Source organism: Flavobacterium sp. PMTSA4 (assembly GCF_032098525.1).
In the GTDB taxonomy this organism is placed as follows: domain Bacteria; phylum Bacteroidota; class Bacteroidia; order Flavobacteriales; family Flavobacteriaceae; genus Flavobacterium; species Flavobacterium capsici.
On the sequence record NZ_CP134890.1, the window covers coordinates 1,752,718 to 1,771,851 of the forward strand.

The following is a 19,134-nucleotide window of genomic DNA, read 5'->3' on the forward strand; positions in this document are numbered from 1 at the left end:
TAGTAACAAAAAAAATAAAACAAAACCATTAAAAAAAAAGATCATGAACCCATTACAAAATTATAACAAGAAAACATTCTTTATCATTTTGAACTTTTTAGCAATAATGACAAACTCATTATCAGCTCAATTAGTTTCTTCATTGTCAAAAGAACCAGGAAAAGTTAAGTTAGATGACCAAACTTTGTACATCCGTAAACAAATCGAAGGCGGAAACCAAGCGGATTTGTTAGACGGTACAACAGAAAGAGTGACAGGTATTTGTAACTTCGATAAAAACAGACTTCAACCAGGTAGAGCAGTCGTTTTTGATAGTGTAGCCTTTGAATATGCGGAAGGCACAGCCGACGGAGAAGAAGGAGCATTAGCTTATGACGATGTGCCACCTGCGGTATTACAAAACTGTGATTTCATAATTAAACAAAACGGTTTAGTAGTTTTTGAAGCACCAGTAAGAGATATTTGCAATATTGATACAGGACAAAACTCAAAAGATGCCTATACTTCTACAAATTCTTTGAGATTGCTTAATGATGTTGATACTATTGATATGTACATTAAGTTTCCTCCTGGAGTTTCATTAGATCCTGCAAAATTCCATTATGTACTTATTCGTTTGAAAGGTTGTCAAACGCAAGTTAAATCATAATAACCGAACCATTATTAAAACCAATAACCAAAAAAGCCTTGCCTATTAAGGCGAGGCTTTTTTTAATCTAAAGACAAAATGGAATTTGAAACACCTAAATACGATTACGTTACCGTTAATGTAATATTGGAAAAAAACACCTTGAAAAGCACTAGAGTATTAGCCGATATTCCAGGCTCAAGAGTTGTTGCAATGGCTTGTGTTCCTACTGATAATACTGAAGGTAGAATCATTGATTTAACCGTTTATCAAAACAATAATGACGTTGTAAAAGCTGCGGACATTAGATTTTCTCAAAAAACGAATGGCGGAACTTATCAAGATAGTATGCGACCAGTCGATTTGCCTGGAAGTTTTCAATACTATGTTGAGTTATCAGCCTATGAAACTTCGGCAGTACAAAACGTGCAAGTTCAAGTATTATTCATGTACCAAAAAAACTAACTAAAATATGTTTTTTGTACCAGGCGACATGGTTAACGAACTAGTTACCAACTCTATTAATAATTTTTCCATGAAAGGGAAATGCAATCCTACGTTTCAAAATCAAGGAACGCAAAACGTTTACGTTAACGGTATGTTATTAGAGCCAGGCGACAGTTTTCCTGTAAATGTACCAGGTGTGGTTTTACAAAATGAAATTAAAATCACTTTTGGTAATGATTCGACAAAACAAAACATCCTTTATATAGGATATGTAACACTAAATCAATAAAACTCAATTCACGCAAAGACATGAGCAATATTTCAAAAGCAATTCAATTCTTAAAACTTAGTCCAGAAACTAGGTTTTTAAGCATTGTAGATCAATCAACATCTAACCATGTTGTAAAAAAGTATATCTACTTACAAGAAATACCAAACGAAGATTTGGAAAATTTTCTAAAATCCAACCTAAACAACCCTAACGATTTTGCTCGTTTTTGGGTTGAAGTTAGAGAAAAACAAGGCAACACTTCAGTAAAGAAAGCATCATTTCCAGTTGAAGTTAATGCAAATAACAACAATGCACCAGTTCAAACTATGGAAGTAGCAACAACGCAACAAGTTCAAGCAGCACCAGTTTACAATCTTCCTGCCAGTTTAGGTGGACTTGGCGTTGATATGTTGGGACAAATCATAACAGACAAAGTTAACTCTCAACGTTATGAAGATAAAGTAGATCAACTAAACGAGGCAAAGGACGAAATCAGAAATTTAAGAAGTGCCAACGACAGATTAGATTTAGAGTTACGCACAACCAAAACGAAACTCGAAACCGCCGAAGCAAAAGAAACTTTAGCCGTAATGATGGCTAAAATGGAAAACAAAGGCTTTTTCGACGGCGACGGTTTTCAAAAGTTGCTTGAAAAAGCACCAGAAATGTTGGAAAAAATAGCAGCTATGAAAAACGGTGGCTTTTCGCCAGAAGTTGAGCAACTTGGAAACCCTAATTGGAGTGAAACCAAAAAAGAGTTTGTTACAATTCTCGATATTTTAAATGATCAGCAAGTACAGTTATTAGGTGCAATTTGCCATAAGTTTAGTAGTAATCCTGCTTTAGTTCAAGAAGTTGAAAAATTAATTGTCAATGGATAATAATACAATTGTAGTCAAAGGCAGTTCAGATATGGACGCTTTGAAAAGAAAAATGATATTGCAAAAAATCAATGAATTGCCAACGGATCAATTAACCAGGTTAGGCGAATTATCAGAAATTCCAAAAGCTAAAAGTTATTTAGAAAGTGCGGCAAAATTCATGACGTTAAAAGTATTACTAAAGTAAAAAAAAGATGCCTAGTAAATCAAAAATAGGAAATCCAGTTTTGTTGGCGGAAGCAGTAAACAAATCAGAAGTAAACAAACAAGTTGCTTCTGTGCTTCCGTTTTTAATAAAATTTGCCGTTGTAGGTACAGCAGGATATTTGATTTACAGAAGTTGGTCCAATCGTTTTGTAAAAATATCTGAAAACTCTAACTATCCACAAGCTAATGTTTCTTTGGCAGTTGCAAAATCTAAAGCCGATGCAATTGAGGGATCAATGGGTTGGTTTACTACCGACTACAATACTGTTGCAGCACAATTAACAGGCTTAAATTATAACGGTTTTGTGCGTGTTTACAATGCTTTTGGTAAACGTAGAGGACAATTATTTGGCGGACAATTAAACCTTATTGAATGGTTGCAGGACCAATTTAGAGGCGAAGATTTAACCAAACTTTCATTTTTACTAAATGGAGCATTTTTTAGACAAGCACCAGAACCAACAAAAGAAGTTACAAAAAAAGAAGTTTCTCAAGCTAAATTTATTGGAATATGACACCACAAGACAAAAAATACATAACCTACGGAGTTGGTGGAATTGCCGCAATATTATTGCTTTCTGCAATTTTTAAGAAAAAAAACGATCCTTCTAATTCAACCTACGATCCAACAGGAAACGGCAGCGTAACCAACGCTAATAATTCTGTTTTTAATGCTAAAAAAATAGCCGACGAACTTTATAATTTATTAAGACGTACGGGCGGTTCTAGTTTTCTTAATCCAGGACAAACCGAAGAAGTTTTTTCATTATTAAGAACCGTTTCTCAAAATCAATTTGGGCAACTTATGACGGCTTTTGGTAAACGTGCTTACAATAAATTTTCTGCTAATGATTTGTTTTTATTATGGCAAACACCAACTTATTATCCTTTAGATATAATTCTAAAAAACGAATTATCAACGGACGATTATAATGATTTAAAACAAAAATATCCAAACTACCTATAACATGAATAATACAATCAATTTTAATGGTTTAGGTGCGGTTGCAGCCAATTTGGATAGTTCATTTAATACTGATCTTGCAAATATAGCGACTTATAATCCTGGTACACCAATTAATGTTTTAGTTCCAACAGGATTGCAACCAATAACAACAATACCAACAGTAACATTGCCAACAGCTTTACAGCCTACTTCTGGCGATGTTTTACCACAAATTGAGCCAGACGTTAAAATTACGTTACGCACAACGGTAAAAAGCAAAGAGGAAACTTTGCCATTGGCTACCGTTCAAGTTGATGATCAGTTTTACAGCACGACCGAAAATGGTTTTATTCAATTGATTAATACCAACGCTAACGCTTCAATAATAATCAGTTATATAGGTTATAAGCCGTTTAAAGCAATTGCTAAAAATGTGCCTTCAGTAGTAGTTTTAGAGCAAGACAGTAATGTTTTGCCGCCAATAATAATAAAACCGCCTAAAAGTTACTTAGGTTGGTTTGCAGCAGCTTTGTTAGCCGCAGCAGTAATCAAAAAAGCAACAGAGAAAAAGAAAACAACAGTTTCAAGTATTTAGTTAGGTTAGTTAGCAGCAAAAATTTGCGTGAATGTTGGCAACTTGCGGGTTGAATTTGGACGGTAAACCCGCAATTGTCAATTTCTAAAAACAAAAAAGTATGAGTTTGATTTACGAAAATAAAGTGCCTTCAAGTTATCGTATTCCTTTTATTGCAAAAGTAAAAGAAATAGCGACAAAACTTGGTATTAACCCTAATTGGTTAATGGCAATAATGCATTGGGAAAGCGCAGGAACTTTTTCGCCTTCAATCACTAATAGCATTGGTGCAACTGGTTTAATTCAGTTCATGCCTTCCACAGCCATTGGCTTAGGAACTACAACCACAGCATTAAGAAACATGACAGCAGTACAGCAGCTTGATTATGTTTTAAAATATTATTTGCCTTATAAATCAAAAATCACAAATTATGTTGACTGTTATCTTGTTACGTTTTTTCCTGCCGCAGTTGGCAAAGATGAAAACTACATTATTCAAACGAGCAAATTACCCGCATCATTGATAGCGACACAAAATCCCGCCTTTGATATAAACAAAGACAAAAAAGTTACCGTAGGCGAAATTGCAACCGTAATGTTAAGAAAGCTGCCTACTGAATGGATTAAGGAATTTGTAAAAAAAAAGCAGTAATTGGAATAACAGGACTAGCATTTTTAACAGCAGCTTTCTTCATAGGAAAGCATTATTACGATAAGAATAAAAAGAAATGAATAATTTAGGTGTAACAATTGGAGTAGTAAAAAAAGAAACGTCAAACGGTGGCGGTTCTTTGCCGTTAGGTAAAATTCAGCTTGTGGATGCTACGCAACAAAAGTTTTCTGACTTGGCTGGAGCATTGACTTATTTAGCTTTATTTACGGCAGTTATACCAACTGAAACCAGTTATTCAAACAATACTTTTTATTTCACATTACCGCAAGACACAACACTAACATTAATTGACGGTTTTTGCGGTAAACCAACCGATGCCGAACATTTACAATTTATTGATGAACTTGGTCTTGTTATTGGATTTCAAAAACAATCTTTTGAAGCTAACGACCAAAACAACGTTTTTGGTGGCGGAATATTATTTAAAGAGTTAAGTTTTTCGGAATCAACTGGAAACAACACTTTTGGTAATAACAACTATTTTTCAGAAGAAAGTTTCAAAGAAGCTACTGGAAACAACACTTTCGGAAACACAAATACTTTTGAAAACTTATGTTTTAGCAATGCAAGTGGAAACAACACTTTTGGTATTACTACCGTTTGTGGTGAAAATTGTTTCATTGTTTACAAAGGAAATTTAGTTTTTGGTTCTTATGGTTCTTATGGATATAACTCTTTTTATCTTACAGAAGGAAATAATATTTTTGGAACTGATAGTTTTTTTGATGTTTTTACTTTAAATAGTTCAAAAGCTAACAATACCTTTGGTAATGATTGTTTTTTTGAAGCGAACGCTTTGTATGGAGTTACTGGTAAAAATACTTTTGGAAACAATTGTACTTTTGGGAATCTAACATTTAGGTTTGCTACTGGTACTATTGAAATTGGTAGCAATTGTACGTTTGAAAATCAAGTTTTTGAAGGCATAAATATTGATAAATTAACCATTGGAAATACACAAGTTTTCGGAACGGAATGTTTTAAAAATGCCGTTGTTTTTGATGCTCTTTTTGGCGAAAATTCAACGTTTGGCGATAATTCATTTTTAAACTACAACTCACAAAAAACAATATTTAAGCAAAATAATAGTTTTGACGTTCAATGTTTTGAAAGCAGTAGCGCAAATTTAACTTTTTTAAGTAATTGCAATTTTGAGGAAAATTGCTTCAATTCAGCACAAGGAAACAACACTTTTGGGGATTATATAAGTTTTGGTATTTATAACTTTTCATCTGCATTAAGTAATAATAATTTCGGAAACGGCAACATATTTCAAGACAATTGTTTTGAATCGGTTACTATCGGTAACTATATTTTTGGCTCAAATTGTACGTTTGGAAATGAAACATTCCTTAATTGTTTAGAAAACGTGACTATTAAATGCGATGATTTTTGTTCGTTCGGAAACAATAGTTTTATAAATTCACAAGCAAATACTACTTTCAAAGAAGTTGCTTTTGGTGGTTCTTGTTTTCTTGCTTCAAGTGGCAACAATTCGTTTGGTAAATTAACTGTTGGCGATTCGTTTTTGCAAGGTTCATCACCTAGAGAAAAAAATCAAGTTTACTGGATTTATGATTGTGGTGTTGATTTTTGTGTTGATTATGGTGGTCGTTTTGATATTTTAGGCAAACTTGGAACTCTTGCAACCGCAACTTTACCAGCCAATATATTTACAACTTCTGAAATTGTTTCAATTCATTATCCAAATGTTTTATTATTCAATAATCTTGGTGGAATGGATGGCGACTTATCAAACATACAAACCAATTCAACTAACCCTAACAGTATTTTAGTAGTCGATTAAAAATGAAAACGATAAAAAAAATATACGCTTATTTCATTGCTCAACGTTGGCATTTACACAGCATTGCTTTACCTATTGGTTTTGTATGGTCGTTCTTAATGAACTATTGCAATTTTATGCATTTAAAAGAAGCCTATTTCGAGGGCAAAATAGGTACGGAGCATTATTTTCAAACTATTTTAACCGTAATAATTGGTTATGGTTTTTCGTGGTTATTTGAAGTATGGCAAGCGCACCAATTTCAAGTAAATCTAACTTGGAAAGAATGGCAAAAAAATAGCGTACCCGATATTCTTTTTACTGGTTCGGTTTTCATAATTGGACACTTAATTTATATAGCAATTTTTTAATTTATACACGCCTTTAATTTTATGAACGTAGAAACAATTATTACCATAGTAACAAGTAGTGGAGTTACTGGAATTATAACATTCATTTTTACTATTCGTTACCAACGCAACCAAGAAAAAGGAAAAGGAATACAAGAACTTGCTAAAGGGAAACAAGAAGATATAAACGCCATTGCTGGTATTGATAATATCTATACTCGAATGGTAGAACAAGTTAATAAGCGTATGGATGAAATTGAAGAAAAAAACAAAATAATTGAATCAGAAAACAAAGAAATAAAAAAGAAACTTCAACAATATATCGACCAATGCTCAATTTGTGAAAATAATAAAATAAAGTAATGAAACTTAAATATAAATTCTTAATCGTTTGGTTTTTATTTCTAGCAATTTTGCTAGTGTTTTCTTGTGGTCCTAAAAAAACAGTAGTTGAAACTAAAAACACCACTACCAACACCACCAACTCAAGCAATGACACAACGACTACAAAAGTTACAAAACGTCCAGAACTAGAATTACAAGTTGACAAACCAATCCCAGATATTAAAACAGGAGTTTCTAAAAATTGCGATAGCATTTGCAACCAGGAGAAAGAAAAAATATTTGAATCGCTTAACGGCAAATTAAAGCAAGGTAAAAACGAAATTAGTTTTTATTATAATAAATATACAAAAACGTTAACCGCTTACTCAAAGCTGCAAGAAGCCTACGACAGCATAGTAATTTCAAAAAGCAAAAAAGACGTTAGCACCAAAACAACCATTGAAACAATAAAACCAGTATTGATAGAAAAACCATTAACACAAGAGCAAAAATTCAACCTTTGGGTTGGTCGTTTGTTTTGGCTTTTTTTACTAATATTTATCATTTGGAAAATCAAAAAATAATATAACCATTAAAAAACCAATATTATGAATACAACAACTAAAGTAATTGTAGGAGCAGCAGCAGTTTTCGGAATAGCAACCTACTTAAAAAAGAAAAAAAACCAAGAAGCAGCAACCCCAAGTTATTCAGATGCGGGAACTACATTGCCACAACAAACCTACGAAGGAAAATTAGTTGTAAAAGACAACGGAAATTGGTTTGTAGTTTTAAACGGTCAGCGTTGGTACACAGCAAACGTACAGGCTATTGTTGATTTTCAAAACAAATATCCTGGAAACGAAACTCCAATTGAAGGATTAACAGAAGAACAATTGGCAGCTTATCCAATAAGCGGACATATCTACGAAAATTTAGAGTTAAGACCTTTCAATTCAACAAGAAGATTAGGCGAACCAACTAGACAAATTCCAGTTTGTGTTAGAACTAATCCAGACGGAAGCACAACGACTTACAGTCAACAAGGCGGCGACAGACCATGCCCATACGGAGGTAAAGTTCAAATGCCTAGAACTTTGGTAAGTAATAGTTTTACAGGCTTAGGAAATCCTATGTTTTTAGGCATCTAAAAAACACAAACAAACCATGAAATCAAATAACACATATTTATATGCAGGATTGGGTTTGTTAACCATTATCGGTGTTGTTTCTCTTTCAAGAAAGAAGGCAGAAACAACTACCGATATACCTTTTAACGAAAACCCAACAACGCCTTTACCAATTGTTTTAGACGAAAACAAATTGCTAAAAAAAGGAAGTACAGGACCAGAAGTCCAAAAACTTCAAGAAATGTTAAACGTTGGTGCTGACGGTGTTTTTGGTTCAATTACTGAAGCTGCATTGTATAGACAAAAAGCGGTTAAACAAACTACGTTAAAACAGTTTGTAGCGTTACCAAATGCCAACCCCGACAGAATACCAAGCGGATCAAGAGTAATGATAAACAACCCAAACGGTTCAAATCTTTACATTGCTCAACAAAATGCCGACAAACTTTGGTACAAAACGAATGATGTTTTTTTACACATGAATTTTGGACGTGAAGCAGGAGTAGTAAGATCATCAACTCAATTAGGCGATTGGTACTTAGTTTTATACGGTAACTATAAAATGATTTTCGTAAAAGCAACTGACGTGAAAAAAATATAAATTATGGCAAATGATATGTTAAAGCTAATAGGTGTTATTGCGGGAGCAACAACACTTTTTGCGTTTAAGAAAAAACGTGATTATACCGAAGTAATTGAAAAAATGACTATTGATCTTCATAGTGTTTCAAACTTGCGATATAAAGGCGGAATACTCTTTATGAACGTTTCAATTTCGTTTCATAACAACACTAATATTGATTTTGATATTTATACTGTTGGCATGATTTCACTACGTAAAATAAGATTGTTTTACAAAGGAAATTTAATAGGCGAAGCCGAAAGCAACCTAACAGAATTTTCGTTACCCGCAAAAAGTAATGTTGTTGTGCAAAACATTGAAACAAAATTATTACTTTTGAATATAATAGATCAGTTTCTAAACAACGGAATCGACGGAAATTTAGAGAATTACCAACTTCAAATTGAAGTCGAAGCATTAGGCAAAACCTATACCATTGACCAAGAACTAGCCTATTAAACCATTAAAGACCAATTTTTATGCCAGTTACAAAAACCTTCAACCGTTTAGGCGGTAAGTCTTTTTCTCGTTCAGAAATCACAAAACTAAGCACTCAAGCGTTTGACGAGCAAAATTTCGTTGTACACGAAAAAATATCTAAACTTCTTAATGATAACCCAGACACAGAAATTTTTGAGTTTGAGGAAAACGCCGTTACCAAATTACCAGAATCATTGGACCGTTTAAGCGGCTTAGAGTTTAAAAAAGAAGGCAAAGACTTTGTATATTACTTAGACGGACAAAAAGCCGCCACAGTAAACCCAAAAGGCGTAATAACCTGGCATAAAAAAGGTATTGGACAAACAGGACGTAGAAAAATTAGAAAAAAAGCGCACAGCCTAGATCAAGATATTTTAAGCGGTTTAGAATTTATTGAAAACGATGCAGATTTTGACCAATTAGGCAAAGCCGTTTCTCCTAATGATGTTTACCAAATGATTACCGATAAAATGCTGCTAATGATCAAAGAAGCAACAGGAAGCGGTTACGTTCAAAAATGGAAAGCAAAACAATACGGCACAGGCTATACTATTCCTTTCAATTGGGAAACAAAAAAACGTTACAGAGGCGTAAATGTATTTTTACTAGCAGGTTTTGAACCTTTAGAAAATCCTTATTTTCTAACGTTTAAACAAATTGAATCCAACAAAGGAAAATTAAAAAAAGGATCAAAAGGTTTTCCAGTAGTTTATTTTACATACTTGTATAAAGTTGAAGATAAAAAGAAAAACATTGATTTTGGCACGTATGACAAAGAAAAAGCCATTAAGTATGCAATTGAAATAGGCAAAACCGAAAAGGACGTAAAAAGAATACCAATTTTAAAATATTACAATGTTTTCAACGGAAAAGACGTTGAAAATATAGATTTTGATTTAAAAAACTTCAAAATAGGTTTTATCGAAAATGAATTACCTGCATCCGAAGAAAAACGCTTACCTATTGCCGATGCAATAGTAGAAAATTATCCTAGTCCTGCTCCAAAATTAAAACACGGCGGCGACAGGGCTTTTTATTCTCCTGGTCAAGATTTAATTCAAATGCCGCATTTAGTAGATTTTGAAACCTCACAAGATTATTACAGAACGTTGTTTCACGAACTTTCACACTCAACAGGAAATTTCCACAGGCTAAACCGTGATTTTTCGGGAAGTTTCGGAAGTAAACCTTATGCCTTTGAGGAATTAGTGGCAGAATGGGGAGCAACTTTTTTAAGTGCTGAAGCAGGTATAATTTGGCACACCAATAAAAACCATGCAGAATATTTAAAAAATTGGAACAATGCCCTAGTTCACTTGAAAGAAGATAACAAATTTATTATGAAGGCTTGTACAAAAGCGCAGGAATTGTGCGACTATGTTTTGCAGTTTAATAATGAAGGCGAACCAAAATATTTGAATGATATAAAAAAACAAGTTGAAGCCAAAAAGCCAACACCAACAAAAAAACCAACGCCAACAAAAAGTAAAATTGTTGGTTATATGTTGTTAGACAGTTTGTCTGGCGAATTAGCAGCTTCTAAAAAAACAATTGCTGAATTGAAAGCTGTTTACAATTCATTGGAGCAAAACGAAATTGGAAAAGATTTAGAAATTTTTGTTTATGAAATAGTTGTAAAAAACGGAAAAAACACTCAAGGAAAAAGAGTAATAGTTGATTGGAAAAAACCAGTTGAAGCTAAAAAGCCAACACCACGTAAAAAAAAAGTAACGCCAACAAAAGCAATTAAATTAACGCCTTCTCAAAGAAAAAGATACGACAAGGAATTAGCCTCTGACAATTGGAAAAAATACAGCAAAACGTATAATAAAAAGCCAAAAAACGTAATAAAAAAAACTAAAAGCGTAACTAAAACCAATACTACCGTTAAAACAATTGCTTTATCCAAAATTACACTTGATCCTGGACGTTTTCAAAACAGAACAAAATTAAACCAGGCTATTGTAAAAAACATCGTTGAAAACTTCAACGAAACAGAACTCGATCCGTTAATTGTGTGGATTGATCCTAAGAACAAAAAAACCTATCTTCTAGCAGGACATCATAGACACGAAGGATTGAAAACTTTGAAAAAGAAAACCGCACCAATCAAGTATTTTGAAGGAACGGAATCCATGGCCATGGAATTTGCAAAAGTAAAAAGCAACTCGAATAGAAGTTTAGAAACTCCTATTGAACGAGCAAAAATTTACCGTGAATTAAAAGGCAAAAAATCAAAGTCAGAAATTGAAGCATTAGCCAAAAAAACCGAAGGCAAAAACGCTAATTATATTCTAAACCTGGCAGCGTTGAACCCAAAAGGTATAACACTTGAAGCCGTTGAAAAATTAACCGAAAACAGCGACAAGCAAAACGCCTCAATTATTGAACGTATTGCAGACTGGATAGGCGAAGCACGTAAAAAATATGTTGCATTAACCAACGCACATGAAAACGAAATGTACAATTTCTTGATCAATGCAGAAGATAGTAAGCGCATAAGAACAAAAGCCGATTTTCTACAAAAAATCTACGCCATTGCGGGTGGTTTTGATTTTGATGCAAGTAACAGCTTGAATTTAAAAAGGATAAAATATGTAAGCGAAGGCGAAACAACATATAACAAAGAGTACCAGGAACTAAAAGACAAGTTAACCGAACTTCATAACCAATACAAAAGGTTGCAAGATAGATTAACCAATGTTTCTGATCCAGAATATATTTCTCCTTTTGAGGAAACCACATATAAAAATGCTATCAAAAAACAGTTTTCAATAAAAGGCGAAATTGCGCATTTCCATAAAAAGCAAATAGAACTCGAGCAAAACAAAGCTAATTATATCAAAGGCGGAAACAATCAAATTGGACTATTTGGACCAGAAAAGGACCAACTAAACGGCGGCATTTCTGATGTTATGGTAGGTGTTGCAACTGGTGTAACAGCTTCAGTAATTACCAATAAAATTATTCATCCAAAAAAACCAGAAACAGCAGCTAAAACTAATAAATTAATGGCGATGCAGTTTGACAGTTTAGAAATGGACGAAGGTTGGCAGGAACTAATGCAAAACCCTGCGGCAAACATGAAAATTGCTATTTGGGGTGCGCCTAAAAATGGTAAAACGTCAGCAGCTTTACAAATGGCAGATTATTTAACCAAGTTTGGTAAAGTACTCTACAATTTTGCCGATCAAGGTTTTAATAAGTCAACACAAGATTTATGGATCAATAGCGGTTTGTCAGACAATGCAGCAGCAGAACCAAGCGACATCGATAATTTAGCCGATTTAGAAAAAGAAATAAAAACAGGCAAGTATAAGTTTGTTTTTATTGACATGATCAGCGATTACATACGTAAAGAAAAAATTAAACCCGAAGATTTCAAAGAAAAATTCATCAAGCAGTTTCCAAATGTTTCATTCATCCTAATTTTTGAAGTTACCAAAGGCGGAAACTTTAAAGGCGATCAAGGTTGGACACATTTAGTAGATGCAATTATGACAGTAGAAGATTTCCTTATTGAAAATCGAGGTCGTTATGGAGCAGGAGAAAAAATAGTTTGGGAAGAAGGCTTTAAAAGATACAATCCAAAGCGTTACCAGGAATGGTTAGAAGCCAACGCTGAAAATGTAGATTTTGAAGAAATAGAATTTACTGAAGAAATAGAGAAAATTTAATAACCATTAATAAAACCAACAATCATGGAAAAATCAGTTTACAAAGTAGTAAAAAGCAAAGTTAACAACGACGAAAAAAGAGCAATTGCTGGAGCAGTAAAAAAATTAAATTGCACCGAAGATCAGTTAACGGCAAACCACAGCAAAGGAATGTTTGTTTTTGAGTTAAAAAACTCAACAACACCAACCGACAACACAGGCAAAGTGTGTAGATTACCAGGACACAAATTTGTGAAAGGAACGAAAGGCAAAGAGCAAGTAAAAATTTAATCATTAACCATTAAAAAACCAAGCATCATGGCAGAAAAAAGAGTAGCCAAAAAAACAGGATTGACTTCCTGCGGCACAAGATTAAAACCAGGTTACAAGTACAAAAAAGGCGGCGCAATTGTAAAAGTAACTCCAAAAAAGAAAGCAGCAGCTAAAAAGAAAGCTGTTTCTAAAAAAAGAAAGTAAAACCAATCCCGAAGAAATTCGGGATTAAAATTTATTACTATGATTCCATTATTATTAATCGGAACAGCTATTGCAATTGCAGCAGCTTCATCAGAAAAAGAAAAAAACAAGTTAGGCGCAGTAAAAAACCTTATCAATAGATACAGTTCAAGAGGTTCTAAAATTGATGTCAATAATTTAAAACCGCAAGCAAGTATAATGGCAATTAATAAAATAATTGACGGTAAAGTTGAAGATTATACTTTAGACAAAGCTAGAACAGGATCAATTTATTTAAAATTTTATGTCCCAAAAACAGAAATAGATTTCAGTGTTAGAGTTTCTGATCATTCAAAAATTGATGGTGTAGATGATGATACTATTTATGATTATGGTAATGAAATTGATATTAATATTTTTTCTAAAGAAAGGAAAGACGAAGCAATAATTTTTTTAAAAAATTACTTTTCAAAAATTGAAAAACTATCTGTAAATAAAAATGTTTTTATAAATAAAGTTGAAAAGAAAGTTATAAAATCAAAACACCCAGAAATTGTAATCAAACTATTCAAAAAATTAAAAATCAATTATTCTAAAACTGATAAGCAAATTCAGCAACAGATATTAGAAAAAATAATTGAACTAAAACCAACAGCAGTATTAACCAAAAAAGAGTATCAAAAATCAAGAGGTTTGTTTAGATATGTTGGAGAAAGTAAAATTAAAGGTGTTGTAACGCATATTTCTTCAACTGGCGGAATGATATCCATAAAAGGAGAAACAGGAAAAGATTTTACTTTTGATGATAAAAAAATAATAGCTTTAAAAAATATAGCAACAAACAATACAAGTCAATGGGAACATTTTGCAAATGATTATTTTAAAAAATAATCTACATTTGCTTTATGGAAAAATTTGATTTTAAAAGACCAGAATTTCTTTTTTGTGAAATTCCAATTAAAAACGGAACACAAAATGATGACAGAATTTGGATATATTCGCTTGAAAGTTTATCATTAATAGAATTTATTCTTGTTGATGATTTTGTTGATTTTCAATTTACAGGAAAACAAGAACGTTTTGAGTATGAAGATAACGAAGGTTATATCGAAAACTGGTTTGGCGTTTATGTTCAAAATAATTGTGAAGCAACCAACAATAATCCTGATGAAATTTTAAAAAAAGCATGGAAATTTTTAGAAGATTATTTACGTTGGGAAGATACCAACATCGAAGAAAATAGTTGAAAAATATAACCGTTGTCAAATTTTAGATTCCAAAAAACCTCGAGCAGATCTACTCGAGGTTTTTTATTAAAAATCTAATGTATAAAATTCGCCGTAATCTTTTGGCAACAATGCACCAACATCACGCAAATACGTTTCAGTAGTTTTAGCGTTGGTATGACCAATAATAGGACTTAGTTTGCTTACGGCTTCCTGGTGCGTTGCACCTTCTTTTATAAATGTATTGTAAACATCAAGCGCAGCAGTATGACGAAATGAATAAACGCCATATTCTGGACCAAGTGAAAGCGCAGCTTTGAGTTTTTTAAATCGGTTGCTAAAGTGATCTACTTTTGTTTTCTCGAGTGCTTCCCAAACTTCAAAGTTTCCAGTATTGGTAAAAATATGCGCTTTTTGTGGTAAGTTTTCAATGTTTATGCCTTTCAAAAAATCAATGATAGGATCAATCAAACGTTTGCCTTTTTTTCGATTGGTTTTTGTTTCTACATAAAGCGTTTTTTCGGCTAAATTAATGTTTTCTACCTTCAAGCGAATAATTTCCACAGGACGTAAAAACTCGTAAATTACAAACATGATAAAATGATATAATTGTACATCGTTTTGTAGAAGATAATCTTTGATCGTTTTAATTTGTTCGCCAGTAAAAGGTTTGTTTTTTATAGGATCATCTTTGCTAGTTTCATAGTCAACAATATTTTCAACTATAATTTTGTCTTTTTTCAATTTACCAAAAATTGCCGACAAAGTACGTTTATAATTATCTTGAGAAGTTTTGCCTAAGTTCCTGCCTAACGGATCAATTAAATGATTCATAAAAGCAATAATATGAACGTCTTTTAATTCCTTGATATTTTTATCTTCTAAGCCGTTTTCTTTTAACCATTGAGCAAATACTCCTACTCTAACCTTGTAATCGTTTAAAGTGGCTGTTTTTAGTTCTCCTGCCTTGTTGGTTAACGCATATTCTAAAGCAGTTTTAACCGTGTAGTTTTCAAAATCAAATTTATCATTTTTGGTTTTTAAACCTTCAGCAGTAAAAGGATTGAAACCATTGCTTAAAATCAACTCTTGTGCTTTGATCCATGCATTAGCAACCTTCAAACGGTCCTTAACGGTTTTAAATTTATTGATATTTAGTTTATCCATAAATTTAACCATTTTGTTAGTTAATGGATGCCTAAAGTAGTAATAAATGTACCAATACTTACCTGGAACAATTGCAGGTTTTCCGTCAACTTTTGAGCAGTAAAGCCGTACTTCTGAATACTGGTTTTCCACAACTGAAATTTTTAACTTTATAGGTACATTTGTAGGTACACTTTCAAAAACTATCTCTATGTATTTCATTTTTTAGAAACACCTAGAAACGAAAAAACCCTTTAAAATAAAGGGTTTTTGAAGTACTCAAGGCGGGACTTGAACCCGCACGGGCATTACTACCCACTGGATTTTAAGTCCAGCGTGTCTACCAATTCCACCACTCGAGCAATTTATAGGTAGTTGAGCGAAAAACGGGGCTCGAACCCGCGACCTCGACCTTGGCAAGGTCGCGCTCTACCAGCTGAGCTATTTTCGCAATTAAATATTTAAAAGAACTGCATCACTTATCCTGTAATGCGGATGCAAATGTAAAACATAAATTCAATTATACAAACCTTTTTTTGAAAAAAACTTCACTATTTTTTAATCCTTTGATTTACAAAACTAAATAAGTGACACTATTTTTTTTGAAGCATTCTTTTTATTTCATTTAACTTCATTAACGCTTCAACAGGTGTCAAAGTATTAATATCTAAACTTAAAATATCTTCTCTAATTTCCTCCAAAAGAGGATCATCTAAATTGAAAATACTAAGTTGCATTTCATCTTTAGTTGTTTTTATTCCATTTAAAACATCACTTGAATGGTCTTTTTCGAGTTTTTTTAATAATTTCTGTGCTTTTTGAATAACCATTTGAGGCATTCCAGCCATTTTTGCAACATGTATTCCAAAACTATGTGCACTTCCACCTTTTACCAATTTACGGATAAACAAAACCGTATCCTTTAATTCTTTTACAGAAACATTATAATTTTGAATTCTTGGTAATAGTTCAGACATTTCATTAAGTTCATGATAATGTGTAGCAAATAATGTTTTTGGTCTTGCTGGATTTTCATGTAAAAACTCGGCAATTGCCCAAGCAATTGAAATTCCATCATAAGTACTTGTTCCACGACCAATTTCATCTAACAAAACTAAACTTCTATCTGAAATATTATTCAAAATTGAAGCCGTTTCATTCATTTCTACCATAAAAGTAGATTCACCCATCGAAATATTATCGCTTGCACCAACACGAGTAAATATTTTATCTACAATTCCCATTCTAAGTGATTCTGCCGGAACAAAACTTCCCATTTGAGCTAACAAAACAATTAATGCTGTTTGACGTAGAATTGCCGACTTACCAGACATATTTGGTCCCGTAATCATGATTATTTGTTGTGTTTCTCTATCTAGAAAAACATCGTTTGATATATATGGAACGCCAACTGGCAATTGTTTTTCAATAACTGGATGACGACCTTCTTTGATTTCTAATTCAAAAGAATCGTCTAAAATTGGGCAAACATATTTATTATCAATAGCTAATTGAGCAAAGGAAGTTAAACAATCTAATTGTGCCACAAGACTTGCGTTCAATTGTACTTGCTTGATGTAACTGGCAATCCAATTCACTAATTGCTCAAATAATTGACTTTCTATTTGATGAATTTTCTCTTCAGCACCAAGAATTTTTGATTCGTATTCTTTTAATTCCTCTGTGATATACCTTTCGGCATTAACTAAAGTTTGCTTTCTAATCCACTCCGAAGGAACTTTATCCTTATGCGTATTTCGAACTTCAATATAATATCCAAAAACATTATTAAACGAAATTTTTAATGAGGAAATTCCAGTTTTTTCAGATTCTCTAGCTTCAATTGCTTCTAAAAATTCTTTTCCTGAAAAAGCTATGTTTCTAAGTTCATCTAATTCTTGATTCACTCCAACAGCAATGGCATTTCCTTTATTAATAGAAACTGGAGCATCTTGATTTAAAGTGTTTTTTATTTTTTCTCTTAATAAATCGCAAGCATGAAGATTGTCTCCAATAATTCGGACTGCTTCTTGTTTGCTTTCTAAAGCCAAACTTTTGATTGGGATTATAGCATCGAGCGATTCCTTTAAATAAATAACTTCTCTAGGTGAAATTTTTCCAGTGGCAACTTTTGAAATCAATCGTTCTAAATCTGAAATTTGCTTGATTTGATATTGAATCTTTTGAAGCACTTCTTGATTTTCTTTTAAATAGCTAACTACTTCATGACGACTTCTAATTTTGTGAATATCTTTCAACGGCAAAGCCAACCAACGCTTCAACAATCGAGAACCCATTGGAGACAATGTTTTATCAATTACATCAAGCAAAGTAACCGCATTATGAGAATTACTTTGGTATAACTCTAAATTTCTTATCGTAAATCTATCCATCCAAACATAAGCGTCTTCAGCTATTCTTTGGATATTTGTTATGTGCTGTACTTTATTATGTTGCGTTTCTGATAAATAATATAAAATTGAACCTGACGCAATAATTCCATCTGGTAATTCTTCAATACCAAAACCTTTTAATGAATTGGTTTGGAAATGATTGGTTAAAGTTTCAAAAGCGTAGTCTTGTTTATAAACCCAATCTTCTAAATAAAATGTGTTGTAATCTTCACCGAAAGTTTCTTTGAACTGATTTCTATTGTTTTTTTGAATTAAAATTTCACTTGGAACAAAATTTTGCAACAACTTATCGATGTACTCTTCATTTCCTTGCGCTACCAAAAATTCTCCCGTTGAAACATCCAAAAAAGAAATTCCAAGCAATTTTTTTCCAAAATAAATAGAAGCTAAAAAATTATTTGACTTAGAATGCAAAACCTCATCGTTCATTGCAACACCAGGAGTTACTAATTCAGTCACACCACGTTTTACAATCGTTTTAGTCATTTTTGGATCTTCTAATTGGTCACAAATTGCTACACGAAGTCCAGCTTTTACAAGTTTTGGCAAATACGTATTTAAAGAATGGTGCGGAAACCCAGCTAAAGCCGTTTCTGTTTCAGAACCTGCGCCTCTTTTTGTCAAAACTATTCCAAGAATTTTTGAGGCACGAATAGCATCTTCACCAAAAGTTTCATAAAAATCGCCAACTCTAAACAACAAACAAGCATCGGGATACTTGCTTTTTATCTCGTTGTATTGTTTCATTAAAGGTGTTTCTTTGCTTTTGGATTCTTTAGCTGACAAGACTTATTGGTTTTAAAAGATTTTGACAGCGAATTTAATTATTTTAAATGTAACCTGATTTATAATATTAATTTAATCTTAAGTTTAAATTTTACAGGCGTAAAATGAAAATAAATAGATTTGTATCGTAA

The 19,134-nt window shown here is 32.7% G+C and carries 23 protein-coding genes and 2 tRNA genes; 21 read left to right on the forward strand and 4 right to left on the reverse strand.

Features of this window, described 5'->3' with window-relative positions; genetic code table 11:
* The first annotated feature begins 43 nt into the window (after positions 1 to 43).
* The 21 genes from RN605_RS08160 to RN605_RS08260 all read left to right on the forward strand — a co-directional run bounded on the left by RN605_RS08160 (position 44) and on the right by RN605_RS08260 (position 14,678).
* Entirely contained in the window at positions 44 to 649 is a 606-nt protein-coding gene (locus RN605_RS08160; RefSeq protein WP_313324074.1) for a hypothetical protein, read from the forward strand.
* 78 nt (positions 650 to 727) lie between these two features.
* Positions 728 to 1,093, forward strand: a complete 366-nt coding sequence (locus tag RN605_RS08165) for a hypothetical protein (protein ID WP_313324075.1) — start codon at positions 728 to 730, stop codon at positions 1,091 to 1,093.
* A gap of 7 nt (positions 1,094 to 1,100) precedes the next feature.
* A complete protein-coding gene (locus RN605_RS08170) occupies positions 1,101 to 1,364 on the forward strand; it encodes a hypothetical protein (protein WP_313324077.1) in 264 nt (87 codons plus the stop codon).
* A gap of 20 nt (positions 1,365 to 1,384) precedes the next feature.
* Positions 1,385 to 2,227, forward strand: a complete 843-nt coding sequence (locus tag RN605_RS08175; RefSeq protein WP_313324078.1) for a hypothetical protein — start codon at positions 1,385 to 1,387, stop codon at positions 2,225 to 2,227.
* Positions 2,220 to 2,414 carry a hypothetical protein gene (locus tag RN605_RS08180; protein ID WP_313324080.1) on the forward strand — a complete coding sequence of 65 codons (195 nt, stop codon included), beginning with the start codon at positions 2,220 to 2,222 and terminating at the stop codon, positions 2,412 to 2,414. The genes RN605_RS08175 and RN605_RS08180 overlap by 8 nt, the downstream gene beginning before the upstream one ends.
* A 7-nt stretch (positions 2,415 to 2,421) precedes the next feature.
* Positions 2,422 to 2,949 carry a hypothetical protein gene (locus tag RN605_RS08185; protein WP_313324082.1) on the forward strand — a complete coding sequence of 176 codons (528 nt, stop codon included), beginning with the start codon at positions 2,422 to 2,424 and terminating at the stop codon, positions 2,947 to 2,949.
* On the forward strand, positions 2,946 to 3,401 hold the full coding sequence (locus RN605_RS08190) for a hypothetical protein (protein ID WP_313324084.1): 456 nt from the start codon (positions 2,946 to 2,948) through the stop codon (positions 3,399 to 3,401). The genes RN605_RS08185 and RN605_RS08190 overlap by 4 nt, the downstream gene beginning before the upstream one ends.
* Position 3,402: 1 nt before the next feature.
* Complete coding sequence (locus RN605_RS08195) at positions 3,403 to 3,975, forward strand: hypothetical protein (RefSeq protein ID WP_313324086.1); 573 nt, start codon at positions 3,403 to 3,405, stop codon at positions 3,973 to 3,975.
* Positions 3,976 to 4,075: 100 nt separating this feature from the next.
* The gene (locus tag RN605_RS08200; RefSeq protein ID WP_313324088.1) at positions 4,076 to 4,606 is read left to right on the forward strand and encodes a transglycosylase SLT domain-containing protein; all 531 of its coding nucleotides are present in this window, start codon (positions 4,076 to 4,078) and stop codon (positions 4,604 to 4,606) included.
* A gap of 76 nt (positions 4,607 to 4,682) precedes the next feature.
* Positions 4,683 to 6,434 carry a hypothetical protein gene (locus RN605_RS08205; RefSeq protein ID WP_313324089.1) on the forward strand — a complete coding sequence of 584 codons (1,752 nt, stop codon included), beginning with the start codon at positions 4,683 to 4,685 and terminating at the stop codon, positions 6,432 to 6,434.
* Between the two features lie 2 nt (positions 6,435 to 6,436).
* Entirely contained in the window at positions 6,437 to 6,784 is a 348-nt protein-coding gene (locus RN605_RS08210) for a hypothetical protein (protein ID WP_313324091.1), read from the forward strand.
* Positions 6,785 to 6,805: 21 nt separating this feature from the next.
* On the forward strand, positions 6,806 to 7,126 hold the full coding sequence (locus RN605_RS08215; protein WP_313324093.1) for a hypothetical protein: 321 nt from the start codon (positions 6,806 to 6,808) through the stop codon (positions 7,124 to 7,126).
* Entirely contained in the window at positions 7,126 to 7,671 is a 546-nt protein-coding gene (locus RN605_RS08220) for a hypothetical protein (protein WP_313324094.1), read from the forward strand. The genes RN605_RS08215 and RN605_RS08220 overlap by 1 nt, the downstream gene beginning before the upstream one ends.
* A gap of 24 nt (positions 7,672 to 7,695) precedes the next feature.
* The gene (locus tag RN605_RS08225) at positions 7,696 to 8,238 is read left to right on the forward strand and encodes a hypothetical protein (RefSeq protein ID WP_313324096.1); all 543 of its coding nucleotides are present in this window, start codon (positions 7,696 to 7,698) and stop codon (positions 8,236 to 8,238) included.
* A gap of 16 nt (positions 8,239 to 8,254) precedes the next feature.
* Positions 8,255 to 8,818 (forward strand): peptidoglycan-binding domain-containing protein, encoded by a 564-nt coding sequence (locus RN605_RS08230; protein ID WP_313324098.1) that lies wholly within the window; start codon positions 8,255 to 8,257, stop codon positions 8,816 to 8,818.
* A gap of 3 nt (positions 8,819 to 8,821) precedes the next feature.
* Positions 8,822 to 9,298 (forward strand): hypothetical protein, encoded by a 477-nt coding sequence (locus tag RN605_RS08235; RefSeq protein WP_313324099.1) that lies wholly within the window; start codon positions 8,822 to 8,824, stop codon positions 9,296 to 9,298.
* Between the two features lie 20 nt (positions 9,299 to 9,318).
* Positions 9,319 to 12,996, forward strand: a complete 3,678-nt coding sequence (locus RN605_RS08240) for a zincin-like metallopeptidase domain-containing protein (protein WP_313324101.1) — start codon at positions 9,319 to 9,321, stop codon at positions 12,994 to 12,996.
* A gap of 24 nt (positions 12,997 to 13,020) precedes the next feature.
* Positions 13,021 to 13,266 carry a hypothetical protein gene (locus tag RN605_RS08245; RefSeq protein ID WP_313324103.1) on the forward strand — a complete coding sequence of 82 codons (246 nt, stop codon included), beginning with the start codon at positions 13,021 to 13,023 and terminating at the stop codon, positions 13,264 to 13,266.
* 27 nt (positions 13,267 to 13,293) lie between these two features.
* The gene (locus RN605_RS08250; protein ID WP_313324105.1) at positions 13,294 to 13,452 is read left to right on the forward strand and encodes a hypothetical protein; all 159 of its coding nucleotides are present in this window, start codon (positions 13,294 to 13,296) and stop codon (positions 13,450 to 13,452) included.
* 39 nt (positions 13,453 to 13,491) lie between these two features.
* Complete coding sequence (locus RN605_RS08255; protein WP_313324106.1) at positions 13,492 to 14,322, forward strand: hypothetical protein; 831 nt, start codon at positions 13,492 to 13,494, stop codon at positions 14,320 to 14,322.
* Positions 14,323 to 14,336: 14 nt separating this feature from the next.
* Complete coding sequence (locus RN605_RS08260; RefSeq protein WP_313324108.1) at positions 14,337 to 14,678, forward strand: hypothetical protein; 342 nt, start codon at positions 14,337 to 14,339, stop codon at positions 14,676 to 14,678.
* 66 nt (positions 14,679 to 14,744) lie between these two features.
* Here the strand turns inward: RN605_RS08260 and RN605_RS08265 are convergent, their stop codons facing one another.
* The 4 genes from RN605_RS08265 to mutS form a co-directional block, all read right to left on the reverse strand.
* Positions 14,745 to 16,025, reverse strand: coding sequence for a tyrosine-type recombinase/integrase (locus RN605_RS08265; RefSeq protein WP_313324110.1), 1,281 nt, complete (start codon positions 16,023 to 16,025; stop codon positions 14,745 to 14,747).
* A gap of 54 nt (positions 16,026 to 16,079) precedes the next feature.
* Positions 16,080 to 16,165: transfer RNA gene (locus RN605_RS08270), tRNA-Leu, on the reverse strand.
* Between the two features lie 16 nt (positions 16,166 to 16,181).
* A tRNA-Gly gene (locus RN605_RS08275) sits at positions 16,182 to 16,254 on the reverse strand.
* A 142-nt stretch (positions 16,255 to 16,396) separates the two neighbouring features.
* On the reverse strand, positions 16,397 to 19,003 hold the full coding sequence (mutS, locus tag RN605_RS08280) for a DNA mismatch repair protein MutS (RefSeq protein WP_313324112.1): 2,607 nt from the start codon (positions 19,001 to 19,003) through the stop codon (positions 16,397 to 16,399).
* Positions 19,004 to 19,134 lie beyond the last annotated feature (131 nt).

Bases quoted from the DNA above. Each gene is read 5' to 3' on its own strand.
- RN605_RS08235 (WP_313324099.1), top strand. From the start codon at position 8,822: ATGGCAAATGATATGTTAAAGCTAATAGGTGTTATTGCGGGAGCAACA.
- RN605_RS08185 (WP_313324082.1), top strand. From the start codon at position 2,422: ATGCCTAGTAAATCAAAAATAGGAAATCCAGTTTTGTTGGCGGAAGCA.
- RN605_RS08205 (WP_313324089.1), top strand. From the start codon at position 4,683: ATGAATAATTTAGGTGTAACAATTGGAGTAGTAAAAAAAGAAACGTCA.
- RN605_RS08230 (WP_313324098.1), top strand. From the start codon at position 8,255: ATGAAATCAAATAACACATATTTATATGCAGGATTGGGTTTGTTAACC.
- RN605_RS08180 (WP_313324080.1), top strand. From the start codon at position 2,220: ATGGATAATAATACAATTGTAGTCAAAGGCAGTTCAGATATGGACGCT.
- RN605_RS08170 (WP_313324077.1), top strand. From the start codon at position 1,101: ATGTTTTTTGTACCAGGCGACATGGTTAACGAACTAGTTACCAACTCT.
- RN605_RS08250 (WP_313324105.1), top strand. From the start codon at position 13,294: ATGGCAGAAAAAAGAGTAGCCAAAAAAACAGGATTGACTTCCTGCGGC.
- RN605_RS08160 (WP_313324074.1), top strand. From the start codon at position 44: ATGAACCCATTACAAAATTATAACAAGAAAACATTCTTTATCATTTTG.
- RN605_RS08210 (WP_313324091.1), top strand. From the start codon at position 6,437: ATGAAAACGATAAAAAAAATATACGCTTATTTCATTGCTCAACGTTGG.
- RN605_RS08195 (WP_313324086.1), top strand. From the start codon at position 3,403: ATGAATAATACAATCAATTTTAATGGTTTAGGTGCGGTTGCAGCCAAT.
- RN605_RS08200 (WP_313324088.1), top strand. From the start codon at position 4,076: ATGAGTTTGATTTACGAAAATAAAGTGCCTTCAAGTTATCGTATTCCT.
- RN605_RS08175 (WP_313324078.1), top strand. From the start codon at position 1,385: ATGAGCAATATTTCAAAAGCAATTCAATTCTTAAAACTTAGTCCAGAA.
- RN605_RS08265 (WP_313324110.1), bottom strand. From the start codon at position 16,025: ATGAAATACATAGAGATAGTTTTTGAAAGTGTACCTACAAATGTACCT.
- RN605_RS08215 (WP_313324093.1), top strand. From the start codon at position 6,806: ATGAACGTAGAAACAATTATTACCATAGTAACAAGTAGTGGAGTTACT.
- RN605_RS08225 (WP_313324096.1), top strand. From the start codon at position 7,696: ATGAATACAACAACTAAAGTAATTGTAGGAGCAGCAGCAGTTTTCGGA.
- RN605_RS08165 (WP_313324075.1), top strand. From the start codon at position 728: ATGGAATTTGAAACACCTAAATACGATTACGTTACCGTTAATGTAATA.
- RN605_RS08190 (WP_313324084.1), top strand. From the start codon at position 2,946: ATGACACCACAAGACAAAAAATACATAACCTACGGAGTTGGTGGAATT.
- RN605_RS08240 (WP_313324101.1), top strand. From the start codon at position 9,319: ATGCCAGTTACAAAAACCTTCAACCGTTTAGGCGGTAAGTCTTTTTCT.
- RN605_RS08245 (WP_313324103.1), top strand. From the start codon at position 13,021: ATGGAAAAATCAGTTTACAAAGTAGTAAAAAGCAAAGTTAACAACGAC.
- RN605_RS08260 (WP_313324108.1), top strand. From the start codon at position 14,337: ATGGAAAAATTTGATTTTAAAAGACCAGAATTTCTTTTTTGTGAAATT.
- RN605_RS08255 (WP_313324106.1), top strand. From the start codon at position 13,492: ATGATTCCATTATTATTAATCGGAACAGCTATTGCAATTGCAGCAGCT.
- RN605_RS08220 (WP_313324094.1), top strand. From the start codon at position 7,126: ATGAAACTTAAATATAAATTCTTAATCGTTTGGTTTTTATTTCTAGCA.